This is a genomic window from Bradyrhizobium sp. YCK136 (genome assembly GCF_044570075.1).
Taxonomy (GTDB): domain Bacteria; phylum Pseudomonadota; class Alphaproteobacteria; order Rhizobiales; family Xanthobacteraceae; genus Bradyrhizobium; species Bradyrhizobium diazoefficiens.
Map to the genome: position 1 here is coordinate 8,121,471 of NZ_CP172424.1, position 17,609 is coordinate 8,139,079.

At 59.9% G+C, this 17,609-nt stretch carries 16 protein-coding genes; 8 read left to right on the forward strand and 8 right to left on the reverse strand.

Annotated elements, in window-relative coordinates; all coding sequences use genetic code 11:
• Positions 1–208: 208 nt before the first annotated feature.
• Positions 209–871: a phytochelatin synthase family protein gene (locus ACFLEY_RS39255; RefSeq protein WP_011090390.1), complete on the reverse strand. Its 663-nt coding sequence runs from the start codon at positions 869–871 to the stop codon at positions 209–211.
• Here ACFLEY_RS39255 and ACFLEY_RS39260 point away from each other — a divergent pair.
• The 3 genes from ACFLEY_RS39260 to ACFLEY_RS39270 all read left to right on the forward strand — a co-directional run bounded on the left by ACFLEY_RS39260 (position 870) and on the right by ACFLEY_RS39270 (position 3,053).
• A complete protein-coding gene (locus ACFLEY_RS39260) occupies positions 870–1,313 on the forward strand; it encodes a hypothetical protein (RefSeq protein ID WP_236842143.1) in 444 nt (147 codons plus the stop codon). The genes ACFLEY_RS39255 and ACFLEY_RS39260 overlap by 2 nt on opposite strands.
• 368 nt (positions 1,314–1,681) lie before the next feature.
• Complete coding sequence (locus ACFLEY_RS39265; RefSeq protein WP_082757128.1) at positions 1,682–1,891, forward strand: hypothetical protein; 210 nt, start codon at positions 1,682–1,684, stop codon at positions 1,889–1,891.
• 97 nt (positions 1,892–1,988) lie between these two features.
• Positions 1,989–3,053 (forward strand): IS630-like element ISRj1 family transposase, encoded by a 1,065-nt coding sequence (locus ACFLEY_RS39270; protein ID WP_026192128.1) that lies wholly within the window; start codon positions 1,989–1,991, stop codon positions 3,051–3,053.
• 598 nt (positions 3,054–3,651) lie between these two features.
• Here the strand turns inward: ACFLEY_RS39270 and ACFLEY_RS39275 are convergent.
• From ACFLEY_RS39275 to ACFLEY_RS39285, 3 genes are all read right to left on the reverse strand, one after another.
• Positions 3,652–4,146 (reverse strand): hypothetical protein, encoded by a 495-nt coding sequence (locus tag ACFLEY_RS39275; RefSeq protein ID WP_396604387.1) that lies wholly within the window; start codon positions 4,144–4,146, stop codon positions 3,652–3,654.
• Positions 4,147–4,245: 99 nt separating this feature from the next.
• Positions 4,246–5,459 (reverse strand): IS3 family transposase gene (locus tag ACFLEY_RS39280; protein WP_244433177.1). Its coding sequence is split into 2 segments (ribosomal slippage): positions 4,246–5,183 and positions 5,183–5,459, totalling 1,215 coding nucleotides; the frame shifts between segments, so codons are not numbered across the junction.
• A 71-nt stretch (positions 5,460–5,530) separates the two neighbouring features.
• Positions 5,531–5,809 (reverse strand): hypothetical protein, encoded by a 279-nt coding sequence (locus ACFLEY_RS39285; RefSeq protein WP_396604388.1) that lies wholly within the window; start codon positions 5,807–5,809, stop codon positions 5,531–5,533.
• Between the two features lie 185 nt (positions 5,810–5,994).
• Here ACFLEY_RS39285 and ACFLEY_RS39290 point away from each other — a divergent pair, with 185 nt between their 5' ends.
• Both ACFLEY_RS39290 and ACFLEY_RS39295 read left to right on the forward strand, forming a co-directional pair.
• Positions 5,995–7,059: an IS110-like element ISBj4 family transposase gene (locus tag ACFLEY_RS39290; protein WP_011087397.1), complete on the forward strand. Its 1,065-nt coding sequence runs from the start codon at positions 5,995–5,997 to the stop codon at positions 7,057–7,059.
• Positions 7,060–7,665: 606 nt separating this feature from the next.
• Positions 7,666–8,670: a methyltransferase gene (locus ACFLEY_RS39295; protein ID WP_060909064.1), complete on the forward strand. Its 1,005-nt coding sequence runs from the start codon at positions 7,666–7,668 to the stop codon at positions 8,668–8,670.
• A 229-nt stretch (positions 8,671–8,899) separates the two neighbouring features.
• On the opposite strand, the gene ACFLEY_RS39300 is transcribed toward ACFLEY_RS39295, so the two are convergent.
• From ACFLEY_RS39300 to ACFLEY_RS39310, 3 genes are all read right to left on the reverse strand, one after another.
• Positions 8,900–10,243 (reverse strand): IS1380-like element ISBdi2 family transposase, encoded by a 1,344-nt coding sequence (locus ACFLEY_RS39300; RefSeq protein WP_060910107.1) that lies wholly within the window; start codon positions 10,241–10,243, stop codon positions 8,900–8,902.
• A 185-nt stretch (positions 10,244–10,428) separates the two neighbouring features.
• Entirely contained in the window at positions 10,429–10,785 is a 357-nt protein-coding gene (locus tag ACFLEY_RS39305) for a hypothetical protein (protein ID WP_396604389.1), read from the reverse strand.
• A gap of 174 nt (positions 10,786–10,959) precedes the next feature.
• The gene (locus tag ACFLEY_RS39310) at positions 10,960–11,139 is read right to left on the reverse strand and encodes a hypothetical protein (protein WP_396604390.1); all 180 of its coding nucleotides are present in this window, start codon (positions 11,137–11,139) and stop codon (positions 10,960–10,962) included.
• A gap of 235 nt (positions 11,140–11,374) precedes the next feature.
• On the opposite strand from ACFLEY_RS39310, the gene ACFLEY_RS39315 reads away from it, so the two are divergent.
• Positions 11,375–12,361, forward strand: coding sequence for an AraC family transcriptional regulator (locus ACFLEY_RS39315; RefSeq protein WP_271612777.1), 987 nt, complete (start codon positions 11,375–11,377; stop codon positions 12,359–12,361).
• Between the two features lie 392 nt (positions 12,362–12,753).
• Here ACFLEY_RS39315 and tnpC read toward each other — a convergent pair whose 3' ends face one another.
• The gene (gene tnpC / locus ACFLEY_RS39320; RefSeq protein ID WP_224517700.1) at positions 12,754–14,298 is read right to left on the reverse strand and encodes an IS66 family transposase; all 1,545 of its coding nucleotides are present in this window, start codon (positions 14,296–14,298) and stop codon (positions 12,754–12,756) included.
• Between the two features lie 588 nt (positions 14,299–14,886).
• On the opposite strand from tnpC, the gene ACFLEY_RS39325 reads away from it, so the two are divergent.
• Both ACFLEY_RS39325 and ACFLEY_RS39330 read left to right on the forward strand, forming a co-directional pair.
• On the forward strand, positions 14,887–16,515 hold the full coding sequence (locus ACFLEY_RS39325) for a recombinase family protein (protein ID WP_396604391.1): 1,629 nt from the start codon (positions 14,887–14,889) through the stop codon (positions 16,513–16,515).
• Positions 16,512–17,576 carry an IS630-like element ISRj1 family transposase gene (locus ACFLEY_RS39330; protein ID WP_026192128.1) on the forward strand — a complete coding sequence of 355 codons (1,065 nt, stop codon included), beginning with the start codon at positions 16,512–16,514 and terminating at the stop codon, positions 17,574–17,576. The genes ACFLEY_RS39325 and ACFLEY_RS39330 overlap by 4 nt, the downstream gene beginning before the upstream one ends.
• The last annotated feature ends 33 nt before the right edge of the window (positions 17,577–17,609 follow it).

The window sequence follows — 17,609 nt, forward strand, 5'->3', positions numbered from 1 at the left end:
GACGCGACCGCGTGCGTAAATCGCGGTAAACGGCCCGCTGGCATTTACCGGACCCACGTCCCACGCGGCGGCGCATCCCGCAATCCTAGAGCATGCACTCATTATGAGCGGCTGGCCGACTGATGTCCGGTCAACCCCCAACAGTGGCTGAAGAGCGAACATTCCCCGAGGTCGCAGATGGGCCCAATAGGCGACATGCAGTGGGATATTACTCTATCAACAGCAGCCCCCGCTTCTTATCGCCGTCGAGCGTATTTACAGCGTCGAACAGCCGCTTCCGCTCGACCAGCCATGGCTGGAAGTTGAAATTGACATCGAGCACGAAAACGAGGTCCTCGGCTTCGAAATAGCCCCCAATTGGGGAGTGATGTCCGCTACCAGCACCAAAAATTCGAGCGCGATCGAAATTCACGATGTAGCGTCGGCCCGGATCGTTGGCGCGACGGAGATGCTCCAGAAACTGGTTCTCGCTGAGATCGCGTAAGACCGTGACTTTCCGGCTCGTGTTGGTCTGGGCGACTTTGGCCAGCTCGTCGAGCGTGAGACCCATGATGCACACGCCTGTCCAGCAGCTCCATGTACCGGCCAACACCTTGCCCTCCGTCCGTGCCGCCTCGCCAAGCGACCGGTAGGCATTCGCAACAGCTGCAGGTCCGCAGCGAGAGCCATTTGACTGCCAGTCAACGTGTCTTTGGAATGTGGCTGCCACGGGCAGGTGCCACGCACGCTCCATAAGCTCCGGAGCACGTGTTACCGATGACGCTATGGCGTCTGATGGCACGTGCGATTGACCGACCACCAGGGCACCGGCACAAACCAGACCCACGGCGATAACCGTGCTGCTGATACTGGCGTAGCGCCATCGCTTCATGGATCAGAACCTTAGCGGCAATGACGATATTGGCCGGCAAGATTATGTTTTCAAGCTAACTGGCGAGAGATATCGAGAGATATTGTGTGAGCGTCCCATGGGGGCAACAGCCGCTCTCGATGGCGGCAGTCAGCCAGTCCCGGATCCCCGCAACGCCCGAGCTGAAGGCGCACCTCGACAAGCTAAAGAAACGAAGGCCGGCGCGCTGGTGATGCTGACGCCGACAGGAAGGGCTTACACCAAGCGCTATTTCAACGAGCACTGGCGTGAGGACTGCGACAAGGTCGACGCGATCAATGCTGAAACCGCGGCCAACGGCAAAAACGCCGAATACGTCAAAACGGCGGACCTTAATTTCCACGAGAACCGCGGCACGGCCGCGACGCTGCTCGCCGAAGCCGGCGCCGGAGATCGCCGAGGCGCTATGCTGGAGCGTCGATAAGGCGCAGAAGGTGATTGATCTGTACCTCGCGCGTGGCGGCGTGCTGGCCGCGAATGCGATCAGGAAACTCGAAGACTACCGGGACAGAACGACGCCCTCGTGAAACTTGGGTGCGATCGATCTTCAAAGAATTACAGGAACTTAGGAAACAGCGGGTCCTTCTCACGTTGTTGAGCAAACAACCTGAGGAGGAAAGCATGCGTCGAATCGCACTTGCAGCAATCGTTCTTGCCGCTGGCTTGACGCCAATGGTGGCTCAACAGACCTCGCCAAACATGCAAAACGAAGCCGATAAAGGCATCAAGACTCAAAACTCCGGTGGGTCGGGTTACGTCGGTGAACAGGACAGACCAGGTTCCGCAGCGCAAATGCCGGGCAGTAGCTCAGGTCGCGCCGATTCCACGACAACAGCACCTAGCGCTCAAAATTCCGGAGCAGCAATTGCCGGAGCACCGGGTGGCAAAAGCGGCCCCTCTCCAAAAGGTACTGTCGGTCAGAACACGTCGACCCAGCAACAGGACTCATCGAATATCAAAGGTCTGCCGGGAAACAAGAGCGGCCCGCCCGCTAAACGTTGACGGCTCGTTGCTCGAAGGCGCGTGGCGTAATCGCCACGCGTCTTGATCGCTCTAGTACCCACTTTTCTTGGAACGTGAGTCGTGATTCAAGGTCGGGATGATACCCGAAGCAAGAGAAGTCCACCTTTCGAGGAAAGATCGCAAGGTGCTTGAGGCGTGCTGTCGCTCACCGGTGACGTTGCAGCGCGATTTGAAGCGGGCGCGGATAGTTCTGTTGGCGGCGGATGGGCGCAGCACCCGGTCGATCGCCAAGGAAGTTGGGGTCCAGCCGCGGATTGTCAGCCTTTGGCGGCATCGCTATGCCGACCATGGCCTTGAAGGGCTGCAAGACAAGCCGCGGCCTGGCAAGCAGCCGATCTATACGAAGACGACCGACAAGCGGATTCTGAAGCTGCTGGATAAGCCGCCACCGCAAGGGTTTGCGCGCTGGACCGGCCCCCTGCTGGCCGAGGCGCTGGGCGATGTCGATGTCCAATATGTCTGGCGGTTCCTGCGCAGCCACAAGATTGACCTGGTGGCTCGCAAGTCCTGGTGCGAGAGCAACGACCCGAACTTTACGGCCAAAGCCGCCGATGTTGTCGGCCTCTATGTCGCGCCGCCGGCGAAGGCCATTGTGCTGTGCGTGGACGAGAAGCCCTCGATCCAGGCTTTGGAGCGAGCGCAGGGTTATCTGAAGTTGCCCAATGGCCGCGCCTTGACCGGCCAAAGCCACGATTACAAGCGGCATGGCACCACAACATTGTTTGCGGCGCTCGAAGTCGCCACCGGAAAGATCATCGCGACCCATTCAAAACGCCGGCGCCGCGTCGAGTTTCTCGATTTCATGAACAGCGTCACCGCGGCTTTTCCGAACCGCAAGCTTCACGTCATCCTCGACAACCTCAACACCCATAAAAAGAACGAGGACTGGCTCAAGGCCCACCCCAACGTGCAATTTCATTTCACGCCGACAAGTGCGTCATGGCTCAATCAGGTCGAAGTATGGTTTTCCATCTTGCAGGGGCAGTCGCTCAGCGGCACCTCCTTCACGAGCCTCAAGCAGCTTCAGGAACACATCGATGCCTACGTCAACGCATACAACGACAGAGCCGAGCCCTTCGTCTGGACCAAGAAAAAGGTCCGTCAACGCCGTTTCAAAGGCCGCCGTATCACTCAGCTCTGATTCCGGGTACTCGACCGGCAAATTGTCGGTCATGCCGGTCCGCGAAGGGCCACAAGCGGACATAGGTGCGGGATGTCTCGTCACTGACTGGTCTCGTTTTGTCTTCGGATCAGAGACATATCCGAGACGCGGGTAGTGATGGACAATCCATGCTGTCTAAGACCACTCCATCCGACCCATAACCCGACGAGGCCGAACAAACTGGCCGCAGGAAGAACCCAGGTCATTCTTCTGGCGCCGAACGCAGCGGCTATCGCAGCGCAAAATACAGCGACTAACACAATAGGAAGGACATATGGCCAGTTTCCGACAACTCCGTCCAACCCCCTTCGACCAATAAGCAATACCGCAATCACTCCGAAGCAACTCATGCCTAAAAGGAGGACATTCCCGCCGATGTCCAACACAAGGCTTACCCCGTGCTGTGGGATGGATCGGCCCCCGAGCACGTGTTCGTAAAGACGAACGCCCGAAGCATAGGTCATAAGAAGACAGAAACAACCCGAATACTAAGCCGATCGTCTTGAAGAGAGGCCTTGCTGTGTGTACTTCCATGCCGGGCACCCATCGCGCCTGTGAGGCGTTATTGAAAACAACCTTAGTTCTCGGCGAAAGAGTCGAGGAGCGCACGAAACCGTTTCCTGATCTCGTCCGCTTGGTAAACGTATTTGCGACTAAATTCCAAATTCAGAACGCCGTATTCCGCGCCGGTGTGCTCGGCGAGAGTGCAATAAGGATTCTTGTCGGAGATCTTGTTGCAGGCAAAAATCAGAGGCCCCTCGGTCGTACCTCTCATAAATAGATCGGAATCCGCCTGGCATAGCTTGTAGCCGGATTCGACCTCTCGAAACTCGCCTTGGCCTTTCTGTTCACACCGACGCTCCCACTGTCCCTTTCGCTCGGAAAAATCCAACTCTTCCTGTCCTCCTCGGATCGTTGCGCTCACCTGATCATGGAAGCCGTCGCGATATGGATGCTCGATAAATCTATCAGCATTGTTCGCGTTCCTAGGCGTCAAGCCGGGGAGCAGGACGTGAATTTCGAACGTCGTCGTTCGAGGATTGGGGGCGACAGCTGATCGATCAAGATCCACGAGGTAATTGCGCGGCACCCTGTATGAAATGGACCCGCGGAGCGGGACCGGTTGAACCGGTTTGTTAGTTGGAAACGGATCGCTCCTGATCCCTTTCTATCACGCAGCCAGAGACTCTGTCTGCTGGAATTGCTGTGGGCATGTGGTCAACGCGTCAGCGTTGTCCACCATGTCCACAGCCTGCGCGGCCTGCATCCGTTCGCGCCAGACCGCCATCGGCGTGCGATAGCCGAGGGACTGATGAAGGCGACGATCGTTGTAGAAGGCGATCCAGCTCGCGATCCCTGCCTTGGCCTCGCGGCCGTCGGCATAGCCCTTGAGATAGATGTCCTCATGCTTGAGCGACCGCCACAGCCGCTCGATGAAGACATTGTCCATCCAACGACCGCGGCCATCCATGGAGATCTTGATCCCTGCGCCCACCAACGCGCCGGTGAAGGCCACGCTGGTGAACTGGCTGCCCTGGTCGGTGTTGAAAATCTCCGGCGTGCCGTACGTCGCCAGCGCCTCTTCCAGAGCCGCCACGCAGAACGAGACGTCCATCGTATTCGACAACCGCCACGCCAGAACCGCACGGCTCGCCCAGTCGATGATGGCGACGAGATAGAGAAAGCCGCGGCCGATGGGCAGATACGTGATGTCGGCCGCCCACACCTGGTTCGGCCGGTCGATCGTCATGTTGCGCAGCAGATAGGGATAGATCTTGTGGCCCGGCGCCGGCTTTGTCGTGTTCGGCTTCGGTCCCAGCGCCGCGATGCCCATCTTGCGCATCAACCGCTGCACGCGCTTGCGATTGACCTGAAGCCCCTCAGCCTTCAGCATCGCGGTCATTCGCCGCGAGCCCAGGAATGGCCAGGCGGTGAACAGCTCGTCGATCCGCTGCATCAGGGCAAGGTCGTTGTCGTTGGCCGGCTGTGGCGGCCGGTAGACCCCAGAACGGGCGATGCCAAGCAACATGCATTGCCGGCGGATCGACAGCGCCTGGTCGGCGCGATCGAGCATTCCTCGACGGTCCGGCGTGCTCATCTTCCGGACCTCCGCGCTAAAAAATCGCGCTCGACTGTCAGTTGTCCAATCTTGGCGTGCAGCTTCTCGATCTCGCGTTCGCGCGTTTCCTCGCTCTCGCGCCCGACACCCGCGTCAAAAGCCCGGGCCGCCTGGTCCAGCAGCTGCTTCTTCCAGGCATAGATCTGGTTCGGGTGAACCTCATAGCGCTGGGCCAGATCGGCCACCGTCGCCTGCTCCCGCACCGCTTCCAGCGCGATCTTTGCCTTCAACGCCGCGTCGATCTTCCGTCGTGTCTTCTTCGTCATCATGCCCTCCGTCTATCAAACGGAGCGGCCCTTTTCCAACTTAGCCTCTGGTCCCAAAACCGGGGTCCATTTCAGTATACCTTGTTGCCAAAACGGATCGAAACCACCGCGGTGCTAATGGACGGATGCTCAAGTAGTTGATCTGCGCTAAATGCATTCCGTTGTACCATCTCTGCAAATGACCCCCGTTTATTCAAAAGTGGATCTGGATTGCCGGGATGAATGAGCAATCGGTAACTGAAGAATAGGCCAGCTATCAGCACCGCGACCGCGGAAGAAATGACCCACTTCATCTTGTCGGATGTTTCGGCGCGGGTCTCGCGGTATTGCCTACGTCCAAATTCGGGCATGTTCCCTGCTCGGCTCGCCCCCACTGAGGCACACTTTCTTGGTTGCAGTTCGTCGGTCGTCAACCAAGAGCCGGGCAATTACTCAATTTTCCATGAACAGCGAGGTCCGCTAATGGGATGGTCCGGCCGTGCTCCTGCCCCGCCAGCGATAAGCTGGCCAGGGGCGCCAAGACAAGGAGCACGCCATGTCCCAGACACCCAGTACCGCGATCGCCGTGATCGGCATCGATATCGGCAAAAACTCGTTCCACGTCGTGGGCCACGATACGCGCGGCACCGTCGTGCTGCGGCAAAAGTGGTCGCGTGGCCAGGTCGAGGCGCGGCTCGCCAATATGCCGCCTTGCCTGATCGGCATGGAAGCCTGCGTCGGCGCACATCATTTGAGCCGCAAACTCGCATCGTTAGGTCACGATGCCAGGTTGATGCCGGCCAAATATGTCCGCCCTTATAGCAAAGGACCGAAGAACGACTTCAATGACGCCGAAGCGATTGCCGAAGCCGTGCAGCGCCCGACGATGAAGTTCGTGGCGACCAAGACCGCGGAGCAACTGGATCTGCAGGCGCTGCATCGGGTGCGCGAGCGGCTGGTGTCGCAACGCACCGGCATCATCAACCAGATTCGCGCCTTCATGCTGGAACGCGGGATCGCGGTGCGCCAGGGTATCGGCTTCCTGCGCACAGAACTGCCCACCATCCTTGCGACGCGCACCGATGCCCTGTCGCCACGCATGTTGTGTGTCATCGAGGAGTTGGCAGGCGACTGGCGTCGGCTGGATCAGCGCATCGATAGGCTCTCCGGCGAGATCGAAGCACTGGCCCGTCAAGATCAGGCATGTTCGCGCCTGATGACGGTGCCTGGCATCGGGCCGATCATTTCGAGCGCCATGGTGGCCGCGATCGGCACTGGAGACGTCTTCTCCAAAGGCCGTGACTTCGGCGCCTGGCTCGGGCTGGTGCCCAAGCAGATCTCGACGGGAGACCGCACGATCCTCGGCAAAATCTCAAGGCGCGGCAATCGCTACCTCCGCGTTCTGTTCGTCCAGGCGGCATGGGTGGTGCTGGTCAGGATCAAGAACTGGGAACGTTACGGACTCAGATCCTGGATCGAAGCCGCCAAGAAGCGATTGCACCACAACGTGCTGGCGATCGCACTCGCCAACAAGCTTGCCCGCATCGCCTGGGCGGTGCTGGCTAAAGGACGCGCCTTCGAGCTGACAAGGACCAACGATGCAGGCGTCCGACCCGCTTGATCGTCGCGCCGTGCTCGGCGCGGTCAAGGCGCGGCCTGGCAACGCCGGAGCCAGCCGCAAGCAAAGCGCAACGGCCGGCCTTGACCGCCCGTGCGCGCGACGCGACGCACGTCCTGCGGGCCGGGACGAAGGATGGCTCGAACACAGGAACTGCGAGGTAGGAGGAGCAAGCGATGACGTAACCCCATCAACAGGTTCCAGCCGAGGTCTGCGAGAGGATGAGACGAGATGGAGGTTCGGTCTTCCCGGCGCATGCGAACACTGGTGACCCAAATGGCCCAATCGAGGCCTGTCCGCTAATGAGAACGCACGCGCGCTGATATCCATGATGGCCCGGAGAAAATGCTCCAATCAAAGGCCGGATACATTGATGCAAGACCACACCACCTGATCGACGAACCTCCTGCTACGCACGGCCGGACCATACATGTGGGTCAAAAGCGCCGTTTTGGCTACGGCCCGCGCACTTCCGGTCTGCACCGCTAATCGGACGGACCCGGCGTCGGCGGCCACTTCGCAAAAGGGCCATAAGAGAGACTTGTTCAACGGACATCCGCCGAGCACAGTAACTAGCGTCTTAGCTTCCTCTCCTACGGAGGTTCTTCCGTGACATCCAACCCTTGGCTCACTCTCCTCGGACTGATCAACGGCTTCCAGGTCACACAGGCAATTCATGTCGCGTCAACTCTTCGTATCGCAGACCATCTGAAAGGCGGCTCTCGTTCGGCAGTGGAGTTGGCGCCCTTAACGCAAAGCCATCCAGGCGCTCTCTACCGACTGCTGCGGGCGCTCGCCGCAGTGGGCGTTTTTGAGGAAGATGAAGACCGAAGGTTTGCGCTGACACCAATGGGAGATTGTTTGCGCACTGACTCCGCGACACCGATCGGCGCGTGGGCGGAGTGCGTCGGAAGTCCCTACGTTTGGAGCACATGGGGCCATCTGCTGCACAGCATTCGAACCGGCGAGAATGCCTTTCAAAGTCTCAACGGTAAGGACATTTGGAATTATCGCGCCGAACGTCCGGAGGAGAGCGCGGTCTTCGATCGCGCTATGACGGAGTTTTCGAGCGGCGGCGCTGAAGCCGTTATCGGCGCGTATGATTTCTCCGCTTTCCATCATGTTGTGGATGTGGGTGGCGGACGCGGTTTAATGCTGGCAGCCATTCTGACCGCTCATCCCAGGATGCAGGGCACGTTGTTTGATCAGCCAGGGGTCATTGCCGGAGCCGAGGCGGTTCTGGAAGCGCACGGCGTCGTCGACCGTTGCCGAATGGTGAGCGGAAGTTTCTTCGAATCGGTACCTGAAGGCGGAGATGCCTACGTCATGCGGGTAGTAATCCACGATTGGGACGACGACGAAGCGATCGCCATTTTGAAGGCGTGCCGGCGTGCGATGCGGGAGACGGCGAAGTTGGTTCTCATCGAGCGAATTATCGCGCCTGCGAACGAAGTACCGGCGACAAAATTCATGGACCTCCACATGTTGGCTTTGCCCGGTGGGCGGGAGCGGACCCGCGACGAGTTCTCTGACCTGCTTGCCAAATCTGGCTTCGAGCTGACGCGCGTTGTGCCAGCGGGTAGAATCAACGTCATCGAGGCCCGGCCATATTGAGCACAAGGCGGCCCGCCCGGCCTCCGGTGCGTTCCGGGTCACAACGCGAAGAATTCACCTGAGCAAGTCTAGCCCGATCTATTCACGAGAGCACGGTCGTTCTTGACGTCTGACGGGGGCTGGCGGCTGGCGTGGGTGACCGTCCGGCCTTTTCTCACCGGGTTCTACATCAAGCTGTTTTGTAGGCGATGGAGGAGTGGGGCGGGTGAGCGGGCGCAGGCCCGGTCGGTTACGGACCGAGCGGGAGCAGCGCGCCGGGCAAGCAGCGGATCAGGTCGGCTTCGGGACATGCCGCGGCAAACGCAAGGCGAATGCGGCTCGAGGTCTCGACCACACGGGCGGCGAGCTTCAAGAGCCGAAGACGCAGCGTCGCGAACTCGGCAGCGGCCAATTCCCGGACTTTGGGAATGGCGTCGCGCACGGTCAGCATCAGCCAATAAGCGGCCGTATGGAGCACGAGACGGACCTGGTTGGCGAGCGCCGAACGGCAGCTGGTGCGGTCGGAGGCGAGCTGCGTCTTATGCAGCTTGATCAGATTCTCTGCTTGGCCGCGCGCGCAATACAGGCTGTCGTAGATCCACTCGGCCGAGCCGACATCGAGGCTGGTGACGACGAAACGGATGTCGAGGCCGAGCATCGTCGCCTCAATACGGGCGACGGTGCGCCGTTCGCGATCCCAGGACTTTGCCTTGTGGCGCGTCTCGGTATAGCCACGCAGAACCGGCAGGTTCTCGATGGCGCGTCGGGTGCGGATGTCGTCGGCGACCTCGTCGACTTTTCTGGCGAGAGGCTTGGTGCCGGACAGACCGAAGATGTAGTCGATGCCGTTGGTCTCGCACCACGCCATGGCCTCCGGCCGGGCATAGTGCCCGTCGCCACGGAACGTAATTCGCGTGTTGTGCCACCGCGTCCGGATATGCCGTACCAGGCGGCGCAGAAGGGCACGCACCTCGACGCCGCCCGGCGTCTTGCCGGGCCTCAGCACGACCGCCACGGGACGGCTCTTCTCCGTGTCGTAGACGTGGATCGGCAGGAAGCAGCGTTCGTCATAATGAGCGTTGAACAGCGAGAGCTGCTGATGGCCGTGGACGACGTCGCAGGTATCATCGATGTCGAGCGTGACGGATGCCGGCTCGCGCGGGTAGCTATCCATCCATGCGTCGACCAAAATGTAGGTCAGCCGGATCACGTCGCGCAGGCGCGGAGCATTCTCCAGCCGCGACAGCGTCGGCTGGGAACACAAATCCCGGCCCGTGTCCGGTAGGCGACCGCAGGCCAGCTTGAATGCCGGATCGGACCGCAGATGATCGAGGTCGTCGGCGTCCTCGTAGCCGCAGCAGATCGCGAACATGCGCGCGCGGAACATATCGACCAGGCTGTGCACGACCCGCGTCGGATCGCGCCGATCCGGGAACACCCGGGCCAGATTGTCGGCCAAGCCGAGACGCCGCTCGGCCATCGCCAGAAGCATCACGCCCCCGTTCGAGGTTAGGCGCCCACCATCGAAGGCAGCTGTGACTTTCTTGGCGTGAATGGCTGGAAACGAGAAGGGCGGAATCGTATCGTCGGTCATGGCGGGCGTGGCGTTCGCGGTTGGAGGTGATGGGGTTGGCTTCACAACCGAATCCTACGCCGTATCAGCGCTTTACACCACGCTCGCCAGCCTCTCGGGCGCCTCTTACGAATAAGACAGGCTAGTCCCCATGCCTCAGTAAGCGGACATCCGCGAGGCCAGACGCTACTTCGGAAAAGGGCCAATTACAGATCTTGGCCGCGAACGGACGCGCGGATAGCCGTTGCGATCTTCGCCTTCGGGCCACAGGCGGAAACGAGACTATCAGCTTGCAGAGGAGTCACCCTGTTTTGAGTCAATTGCAACCCGTCGCATGCGCGGCAGTCAGGACAAGAGTCCTGCACCCTCTTGATCGCGACCCGACGGAGATCGATCGGGTTCTTTTGACCGTCAGCAGCCAGGATCAAAATCTTCTCGGCGAGGCATGCCATCAATGAAGGGGTTCGCCTTGCTTCGGGCAGCGTCTCTGCAGCATTCGCCAGGATACCTCGCAATACGGCACGAGGATAAGTGTGCGACCACTCGCTCTTCGTCGGCGCCATCAGCTACTCCACAGAGAGACTACCTACAAACAAGAATTGCTGCTGAACTTCGCTCGCCCGCCTCGCTCTTTAAAAAAGAGGCCGTCGAACCCAACATTCGACGGCCCAATTCGTTCGGTGTGACGTGGTGAGCGTTTGGGGGGGCTGCCACACCGACGAACCAATATAGTTAGGTCATTGAAAGCCGGACATCTTAGTCATCTCGACGCGCTTCGCAGAGGGGGGTAGTTTCCCAATTTCGTTCTCGAGCAACCAGAGCAATATGCTGCGCTTGTCCGGGTGCGTCTCCTCTCGCAGGAGCTTCTTGTAATGAACTGGGTTCTGGCTGACGATGAAGCTTTCCAAGTCAGTCATTCGAGCCTCGCCTTCTCACGCACTCATTCATACGGTACGCGGTGCGCGAGCAAGAATGATTTTCAACGGCCAAATCCTGCAGACATTGCTCAATCTGGGTCATCACAAATTGAGTGTTCCTTGCGGATTTTGAGCCAGACTGGGTATTGATCTGGATCAGTTTCTCATCCATCTCCCGATGTAGCGATTTCCTACTCGGCACAATGATGTGACGAGGTCCCGGTCGATTTGGATCATGGATCTTCTTGAATACCCGCTCAGTCGATCTCCGGTCGTTCGCACCCGCGATCCGGAGACGATGAGGAATGCGCTGTTTACGGTGTATGGGGCAACTGGATTTGCGGTCGCTAAACCAGCCGACTTCGAAGGAGTGGCAAATTACCTACTATTGTCCAAGATCGGGCTTGGCTTTTGTGGATATGGTGCGAAGACAGTCGTCGAGTTTCCTGAAGGCGATTTCGCAAGATTACAAATCGGCCTCAAGGGGAAGGCAGGGGTCATTTTAGGCAGCACCGCGACGATCCCCGTGAATGAGCAGCAGCCCGGCATTACGCCGCCGGGACAGCCAACAACCATTGTGTTTGAACCTGGGTTCGAGCAGCTGATCCTTCGCATAAAAACCGGGGCGCTGGAGAACGCTTTAACAACACTGCTCGGCGCAAAACCTCGGGGATCGCTGGTGTTCGACCCGACGGCGCCTCCGAAGCCGCCGACTGCTCAGCTGTTGCGTGAGCTGATCATGTTCCTAGCCAATCAGCTAAATTCAACGGCAGCGCAGTTGCCCAAGTCGATGCTCCAAGAGCTTGAGCAAGCGCTAATCGTCTCGTTTCTCTCGGCTCACCGGCACAACTTCACCGAACTGTTGGAGAGTTCCGCCACGGAACCGGCGCCGCTCGTAGTCCGCTTGGCTGAAGAATACGTCGAAGCAAATTGGGCTCGCGCTATTACCATTGAGGAGCTGGCATCACAGACGAACACCAGCATCCGTAGCCTCTACGCGGCTTTCAAGAAATACCGGGGGTACTCGCCGATGAGATTTGCAAAAACCGTGCGCTTGCGACGTGCAAGGCAGATGCTCCTGGAAGGGAATCCGAAAACTTCCGTTTCCCAAATCGCTTTCAAATGCGGTTTCGGCAATCTGGGCCATTTCGCCGGTGATTTCCGGCAAATGTTCGGAGAGCTTCCCTCCGAAGTTTTCGCGCGAGCACAGCGAGCGAGGTAGAGTCCGAACGCATGTAATCAAGATGGGGCGGCATTTCGCGCCGCCGCTCAGCATCTCTGCCGAGCCGAAATTCGAGTTGTAACTGCGCGCCGGGGCCGTCCCCGACCGCACGGCTGGCTCAATCTCGGTATTCCGCATGGGGTCAAAAGCGTCGGTGTACGTCTCGGCCGACGTAAGCAACCTCTCAGAAGCAAACTCCGCCCGGAGGGGCCGCGCGGCGAGGTTCTGTGCGGAGAGGGAAAGGTGACTCCCATCTAGCCGCGAAGGCTATTGTTGCTTTGTAAGCGACGTTCGCGTCCCATTCGCAAAGGTTTGGCGTGGGGATTGCAGTCTGTTGATCAACGTGTTTGCAAATCGTTGGCGGGGGGTATGGAGGCGGCAACGACGGAGAATTACGAGGTGCGGCCGAACGACCAGGGCAGGAGCTCGTCGATCCGGGACTGCGGGTGACCGGTTGCGATCGCTTTGAGCGTCGCTTTCATCCAGACGTAGGGCTCCACGCTGTTGATTTTGCAGGTGGCGATGAGCGAAGCTATGCGCGCCCATGAACGACCACCTTCGTCGTGACCAGCAAATAAACTATTTTTACGCGTCAGAGTCAGCGGCCTGATTTGATTTTCGACGGGATTGGTGTCCATCTCAACGCAACCATCGTCGAGAAACAAGGTGAGGCCATCCCAATGGTTCAGGAGATAGGCGATCGCCTTGCCCATCTCGCTGCCCGGCGACAGGCGAGCGGCTTGCTCGCGCAGAAACCTCTCGAGTTCAGCGACGAGCGGCCGTGATCGCTCGTTACGGGTCGTTTGCCGAGCCGGGGCGTCGGCGCCACGGATCTCCTTCTCGATCGCATAGAGTGCGGCGATGCGCGCGAGAACGGCTTCGGCGATGGGTGAGCCGGCTTTCGGAGTCGCTGCGATGATCTTGCGCCTTGAGTGGGACCAACATGCGGCCAGCCGCAGCGGCACGCCGCCTTTGCGCTTGGGCCGTGCGAGCCGATGATAGCCCTGGTATCCGTCGACCTGAAGGATGCCGTCGAAGCCCTCGAGGATGCGCTCAGCATGGTCACCACCGCGTCCTGGCGCGTAGTGGTAGACCACGATTGGTGGATCAGCGCCGCCGTGGCCGCGATCGTCGCGCAGGACAGCCCACAGATAGCCGGTCTTCGTTCGGCCCCGGCCCGGATCGAGCACAGGCGCCCTGGTCTCGTCTATGAACAAGCGGCCCGATTGCTTCATCACGACGCTCATGCGCTCGACCAGCGGCGCGAGGTGGAAGGCGACCGTTCCCATCCAGTCTGCCAGAACGGCGCGATCGATGAAGATGCCATGCCGAGCCAGAACCTGCGACTGACGATAGAGTGGCATGTGCTCGCTGAACTTGGCGACCGCCACCTGCGCCAGCAGCGCCTCGGTGGGGATGCCACCCTCCACGAGATGGGCGGGCGCCGGCGCCTGAGCAACACCGGTGCAGCCCTTTGCGCAGGCGTAGCGCGGTCGCACCGTCTCGATCACACGATACTGGGCGGCCATGACATCGAGACGGCGGGAGCGATCCTCGCCGATCTGGACCATCCGGCCGCAGCCGCAGGGACACTCGAGGTTCTCGGGTTCGATCACCTGCTCGATGCGCGGCAGGTGCGCGGGAAAGGCACGGGCAGCGCGCCTGGTCCGGCGGCTGGACGGCGCCGTGCCGGCGCGGCGCGCACGATCGTCCTGGCGTTCCTGGACTTCGGCGATGGCAATCTCGATGTCCTCGAGAACCAGTTGCATCTGATCGGGATTGAACTTTTCCGAGCGTTTACCGAAACGTGCGCGCTCGTACTCCTTCACGAGCAGTTCGAGGCGTTCGACGCTCTCTTTGGACGCAGCCAGTTCACTCTCGACATGAAGGCGCGCCGAGCATTCATCGTCTGCGCGACGACGCTCGGCTTCAATCATCGCTTCCTGCGCGCGGAAGAGCGCGCGCAAATCGGCGGGCAGCGCTGCAAGACGGGCGGGATCAATGGGGGACGGCGGCACATCCGCAAGCTATCATCCCAAAGCCCCGCGCGAAACAGGTTGTCGGGTCTGAGTCAGTTCGCCGCAGCTGGCGTCGCGACAATCCGTTCGCCCACTCGCTTCCAGTTCAGCCCTTCAAACGAGGGGATTGAGGAATGTCCCTGATAGTGAGTCTGACGAATCATTTCCGGAGGTGGTCGAGGTTCGGGACCCCCACCATCCTTTGTGGGGGCGCTCATATCGAGTGATTAGGAAGATCGGTCAGCGAGGCCGAGGCATTCCCGCTTCGTATGAAGTTGAGTATCGCGCAGGAAGCAGTCTTCTGATTCAAGCAACCGCAATCGAATATTATGAGCAAGAGGCAAATCAGATTAAGCTGAGTATGGAGGCTCTACTCGAGCTTTTATCGACAGCGGATTGTCCCGACGCACATGAGCATGGATCCAGCCGATCTTTGGTCGACGCTGACGCCCGCGCTCCGACGCCAGATCGTCGAAGACGTCGCCGCAATTTTGGCGGAGATCCCTCATGAAGTCCGAGCTGGTCACACCAAGCCACTTGGCGCGCAAAGCCGTAGTCTACATCCGGCAGTCGACGCCCCATCAGGTCGTAAGCAATCAGGAGAGCCTGCGCCTTCAATACGCGCTTCGCCAGCGCGCCCGCGAACTCGGATGGCGTGAGGCGGCCATCGACGTGATTGATGCCGATCTCGGGTTGAGCGGCGCGTCTATAGCACAGCGTAACGGCTTCAAGGAACTCGTTGGCCGTGTTGGCCTGAGTGAAGTGGGACTCATCCTGTCGATCGACGTGACCCGCTTGGCGCGTAATTGTACCGACTGGTATCCGCTCCTGGATATCTGTGGTCTACGTGGCTGCCTGATCGCCGACCGCGATGGTGTCTATGATCCGGGCACTCCCAACGGACGGTTGCTTCTCGGGCTGAAGGGTTCGATCTCCGAGCTTGAGCTACATACGATCCGCAGCCGGCTGACCGCCGGCCTGCTGGCCAAAGCCGAACGCGGCGAACTTGCGGTTATGCTGCCAATCGGGCTGATGCGGGACCCGAGCGGTGTGGTCGTTAAGGATCCCGACATGGCCGTGCAAGGGCGGCTCGGTCTCGTCTTCCAGTTATTCCTGCAGCTGCGCAGCGTTGCCAAGGTCATGCGAGCGTTGAACGAGCGTGACCTGGAACTGCCGCGTCGTGATCGATATGGCGATTTGTGCTGGACGCGCGCGACGCTGGCTGCCGTCGCGGCGATCTTGAAGAACCCCGCATACGCGGGCGCCTTTGTCTATGGACGAACCCGCTTCCGGCCGCCGAAGCGGGAGGGGGCCCTGCCACAAAAGGCTCCGCGGCCGATGGAGGAGTGGCGGATCGTCGTTAAAGATCGATATCCAGCCTATATCGACTGGCCAATTTATGAAAAAATCCGATCCGTCATCAGAGATAACCGAGCCGAATACATGCGCATCAAAACCCGCGGCGCGCCTCGCAATGGCGAGCTCCTGCTCCACGGCATTGCCTGGTGCGCACGATGTGGCCATAAGATGTACGTCCGCTACAAGGGCGGCGGCGAATATGTATGCAATCACCTGCGTACCCAGGAAGGTCAGCCAACCTGCCAACACATCCGCGCCGCCCATATCGATGCAGCCGTTGGCGACGCATTCCTAACCGCACTAGCGCCGGCCGAACTCGATGCCTTGTCGCGCTCCCGCCGGGTGCAGCAGCAGACGAACAATGCGCTACGCTCCAGTGCAGAACGAGAGCTCGAGCGCAAGCGATACACGGCGGCGCTCGCCGAACGGCAGTTCAACCGAGCTGATCCAGATAATCGGTTGGTCGCCTCGGAACTCGAGCGTCGATGGGAAGCGGCGCTAAACGACGTGCGCGCCGCCGAAGAGGCGCTTGCCCGACAGACGCCGCCCAAAGCCATCACACAAGTGGCCATAAGCAAGGAGCTCAACGACAAGGTCATCAGCCTCACCGGCCGCCTCCCGCAGATATGGGGTGACGAGACTATCTCGGATGCGCATCGCAAGGCGTTGTTGCGATGTCTCATCGAAAAGGTCGTTCTCGACCGCGGTGAGCGCGACTTGGCCCTGGCTAGTACCCACTTTTCTTGGAACGTGAGTCGTGATTCAAGGTCGGGATGATACCCGAAGCAAGAGAAGTCCACCTTTCGAGGAAAGATCGCAAGGTGCTTGAGGCGTGCTGTCGCTCACCGGTGACGTTGCAGCGCGATTTGAAGCGGGCGCGGATAGTTCTGTTGGCGGCGGATGGGCGCAGCACCCGGTCGATCGCCAAGGAAGTTGGGGTCCAGCCGCGGATTGTCAGCCTTTGGCGGCATCGCTATGCCGACCATGGCCTTGAAGGGCTGCAAGACAAGCCGCGGCCTGGCAAGCAGCCGATCTATACGAAGACGACCGACAAGCGGATTCTGAAGCTGCTGGATAAGCCGCCACCGCAAGGGTTTGCGCGCTGGACCGGCCCCCTGCTGGCCGAGGCGCTGGGCGATGTCGATGTCCAATATGTCTGGCGGTTCCTGCGCAGCCACAAGATTGACCTGGTGGCTCGCAAGTCCTGGTGCGAGAGCAACGACCCGAACTTTACGGCCAAAGCCGCCGATGTTGTCGGCCTCTATGTCGCGCCGCCGGCGAAGGCCATTGTGCTGTGCGTGGACGAGAAGCCCTCGATCCAGGCTTTGGAGCGAGCGCAGGGTTATCTGAAGTTGCCCAATGGCCGCGCCTTGACCGGCCAAAGCCACGATTACAAGCGGCATGGCACCACAACATTGTTTGCGGCGCTCGAAGTCGCCACCGGAAAGATCATCGCGACCCATTCAAAACGCCGGCGCCGCGTCGAGTTTCTCGATTTCATGAACAGCGTCACCGCGGCTTTTCCGAACCGCAAGCTTCACGTCATCCTCGACAACCTCAACACCCATAAAAAGAACGAGGACTGGCTCAAGGCCCACCCCAACGTGCAATTTCATTTCACGCCGACAAGTGCGTCATGGCTCAATCAGGTCGAAGTATGGTTTTCCATCTTGCAGGGGCAGTCGCTCAGCGGCACCTCCTTCACGAGCCTCAAGCAGCTTCAGGAACACATCGATGCCTACGTCAACGCATACAACGACAGAGCCGAGCCCTTCGTCTGGACCAAGAAAAAGGTCCGTCAACGCCGTTTCAAAGGCCGCCGTATCACTCAGCTCTGATTCCGGGTACTAGGATCGTCTGGCGGGGAGGCG

Coding starts and splice junctions, on each gene's coding strand:
- ACFLEY_RS39260 (WP_236842143.1), top strand. CDS start 870: ATGGATCAGAACCTTAGCGGCAATGACGATATTGGCCGGCAAGATTAT.
- ACFLEY_RS39255 (WP_011090390.1), bottom strand. CDS start 871: ATGAAGCGATGGCGCTACGCCAGTATCAGCAGCACGGTTATCGCCGTG.
- ACFLEY_RS39265 (WP_082757128.1), top strand. CDS start 1,682: ATGCCGGGCAGTAGCTCAGGTCGCGCCGATTCCACGACAACAGCACCT.
- ACFLEY_RS39270 (WP_026192128.1), top strand. CDS start 1,989: ATGATACCCGAAGCAAGAGAAGTCCACCTTTCGAGGAAAGATCGCAAG.
- ACFLEY_RS39285 (WP_396604388.1), bottom strand. CDS start 5,809: ATGCCCGAATTTGGACGTAGGCAATACCGCGAGACCCGCGCCGAAACA.
- ACFLEY_RS39290 (WP_011087397.1), top strand. CDS start 5,995: ATGTCCCAGACACCCAGTACCGCGATCGCCGTGATCGGCATCGATATC.
- ACFLEY_RS39300 (WP_060910107.1), bottom strand. CDS start 10,243: ATGACCGACGATACGATTCCGCCCTTCTCGTTTCCAGCCATTCACGCC.
- ACFLEY_RS39305 (WP_396604389.1), bottom strand. CDS start 10,785: ATGGCGCCGACGAAGAGCGAGTGGTCGCACACTTATCCTCGTGCCGTA.
- ACFLEY_RS39310 (WP_396604390.1), bottom strand. CDS start 11,139: ATGACTGACTTGGAAAGCTTCATCGTCAGCCAGAACCCAGTTCATTAC.
- ACFLEY_RS39315 (WP_271612777.1), top strand. CDS start 11,375: ATGGATCTTCTTGAATACCCGCTCAGTCGATCTCCGGTCGTTCGCACC.
- tnpC (WP_224517700.1), bottom strand. CDS start 14,298: ATGATTGAAGCCGAGCGTCGTCGCGCAGACGATGAATGCTCGGCGCGC.
- ACFLEY_RS39325 (WP_396604391.1), top strand. CDS start 14,887: ATGAAGTCCGAGCTGGTCACACCAAGCCACTTGGCGCGCAAAGCCGTA.
- ACFLEY_RS39330 (WP_026192128.1), top strand. CDS start 16,512: ATGATACCCGAAGCAAGAGAAGTCCACCTTTCGAGGAAAGATCGCAAG.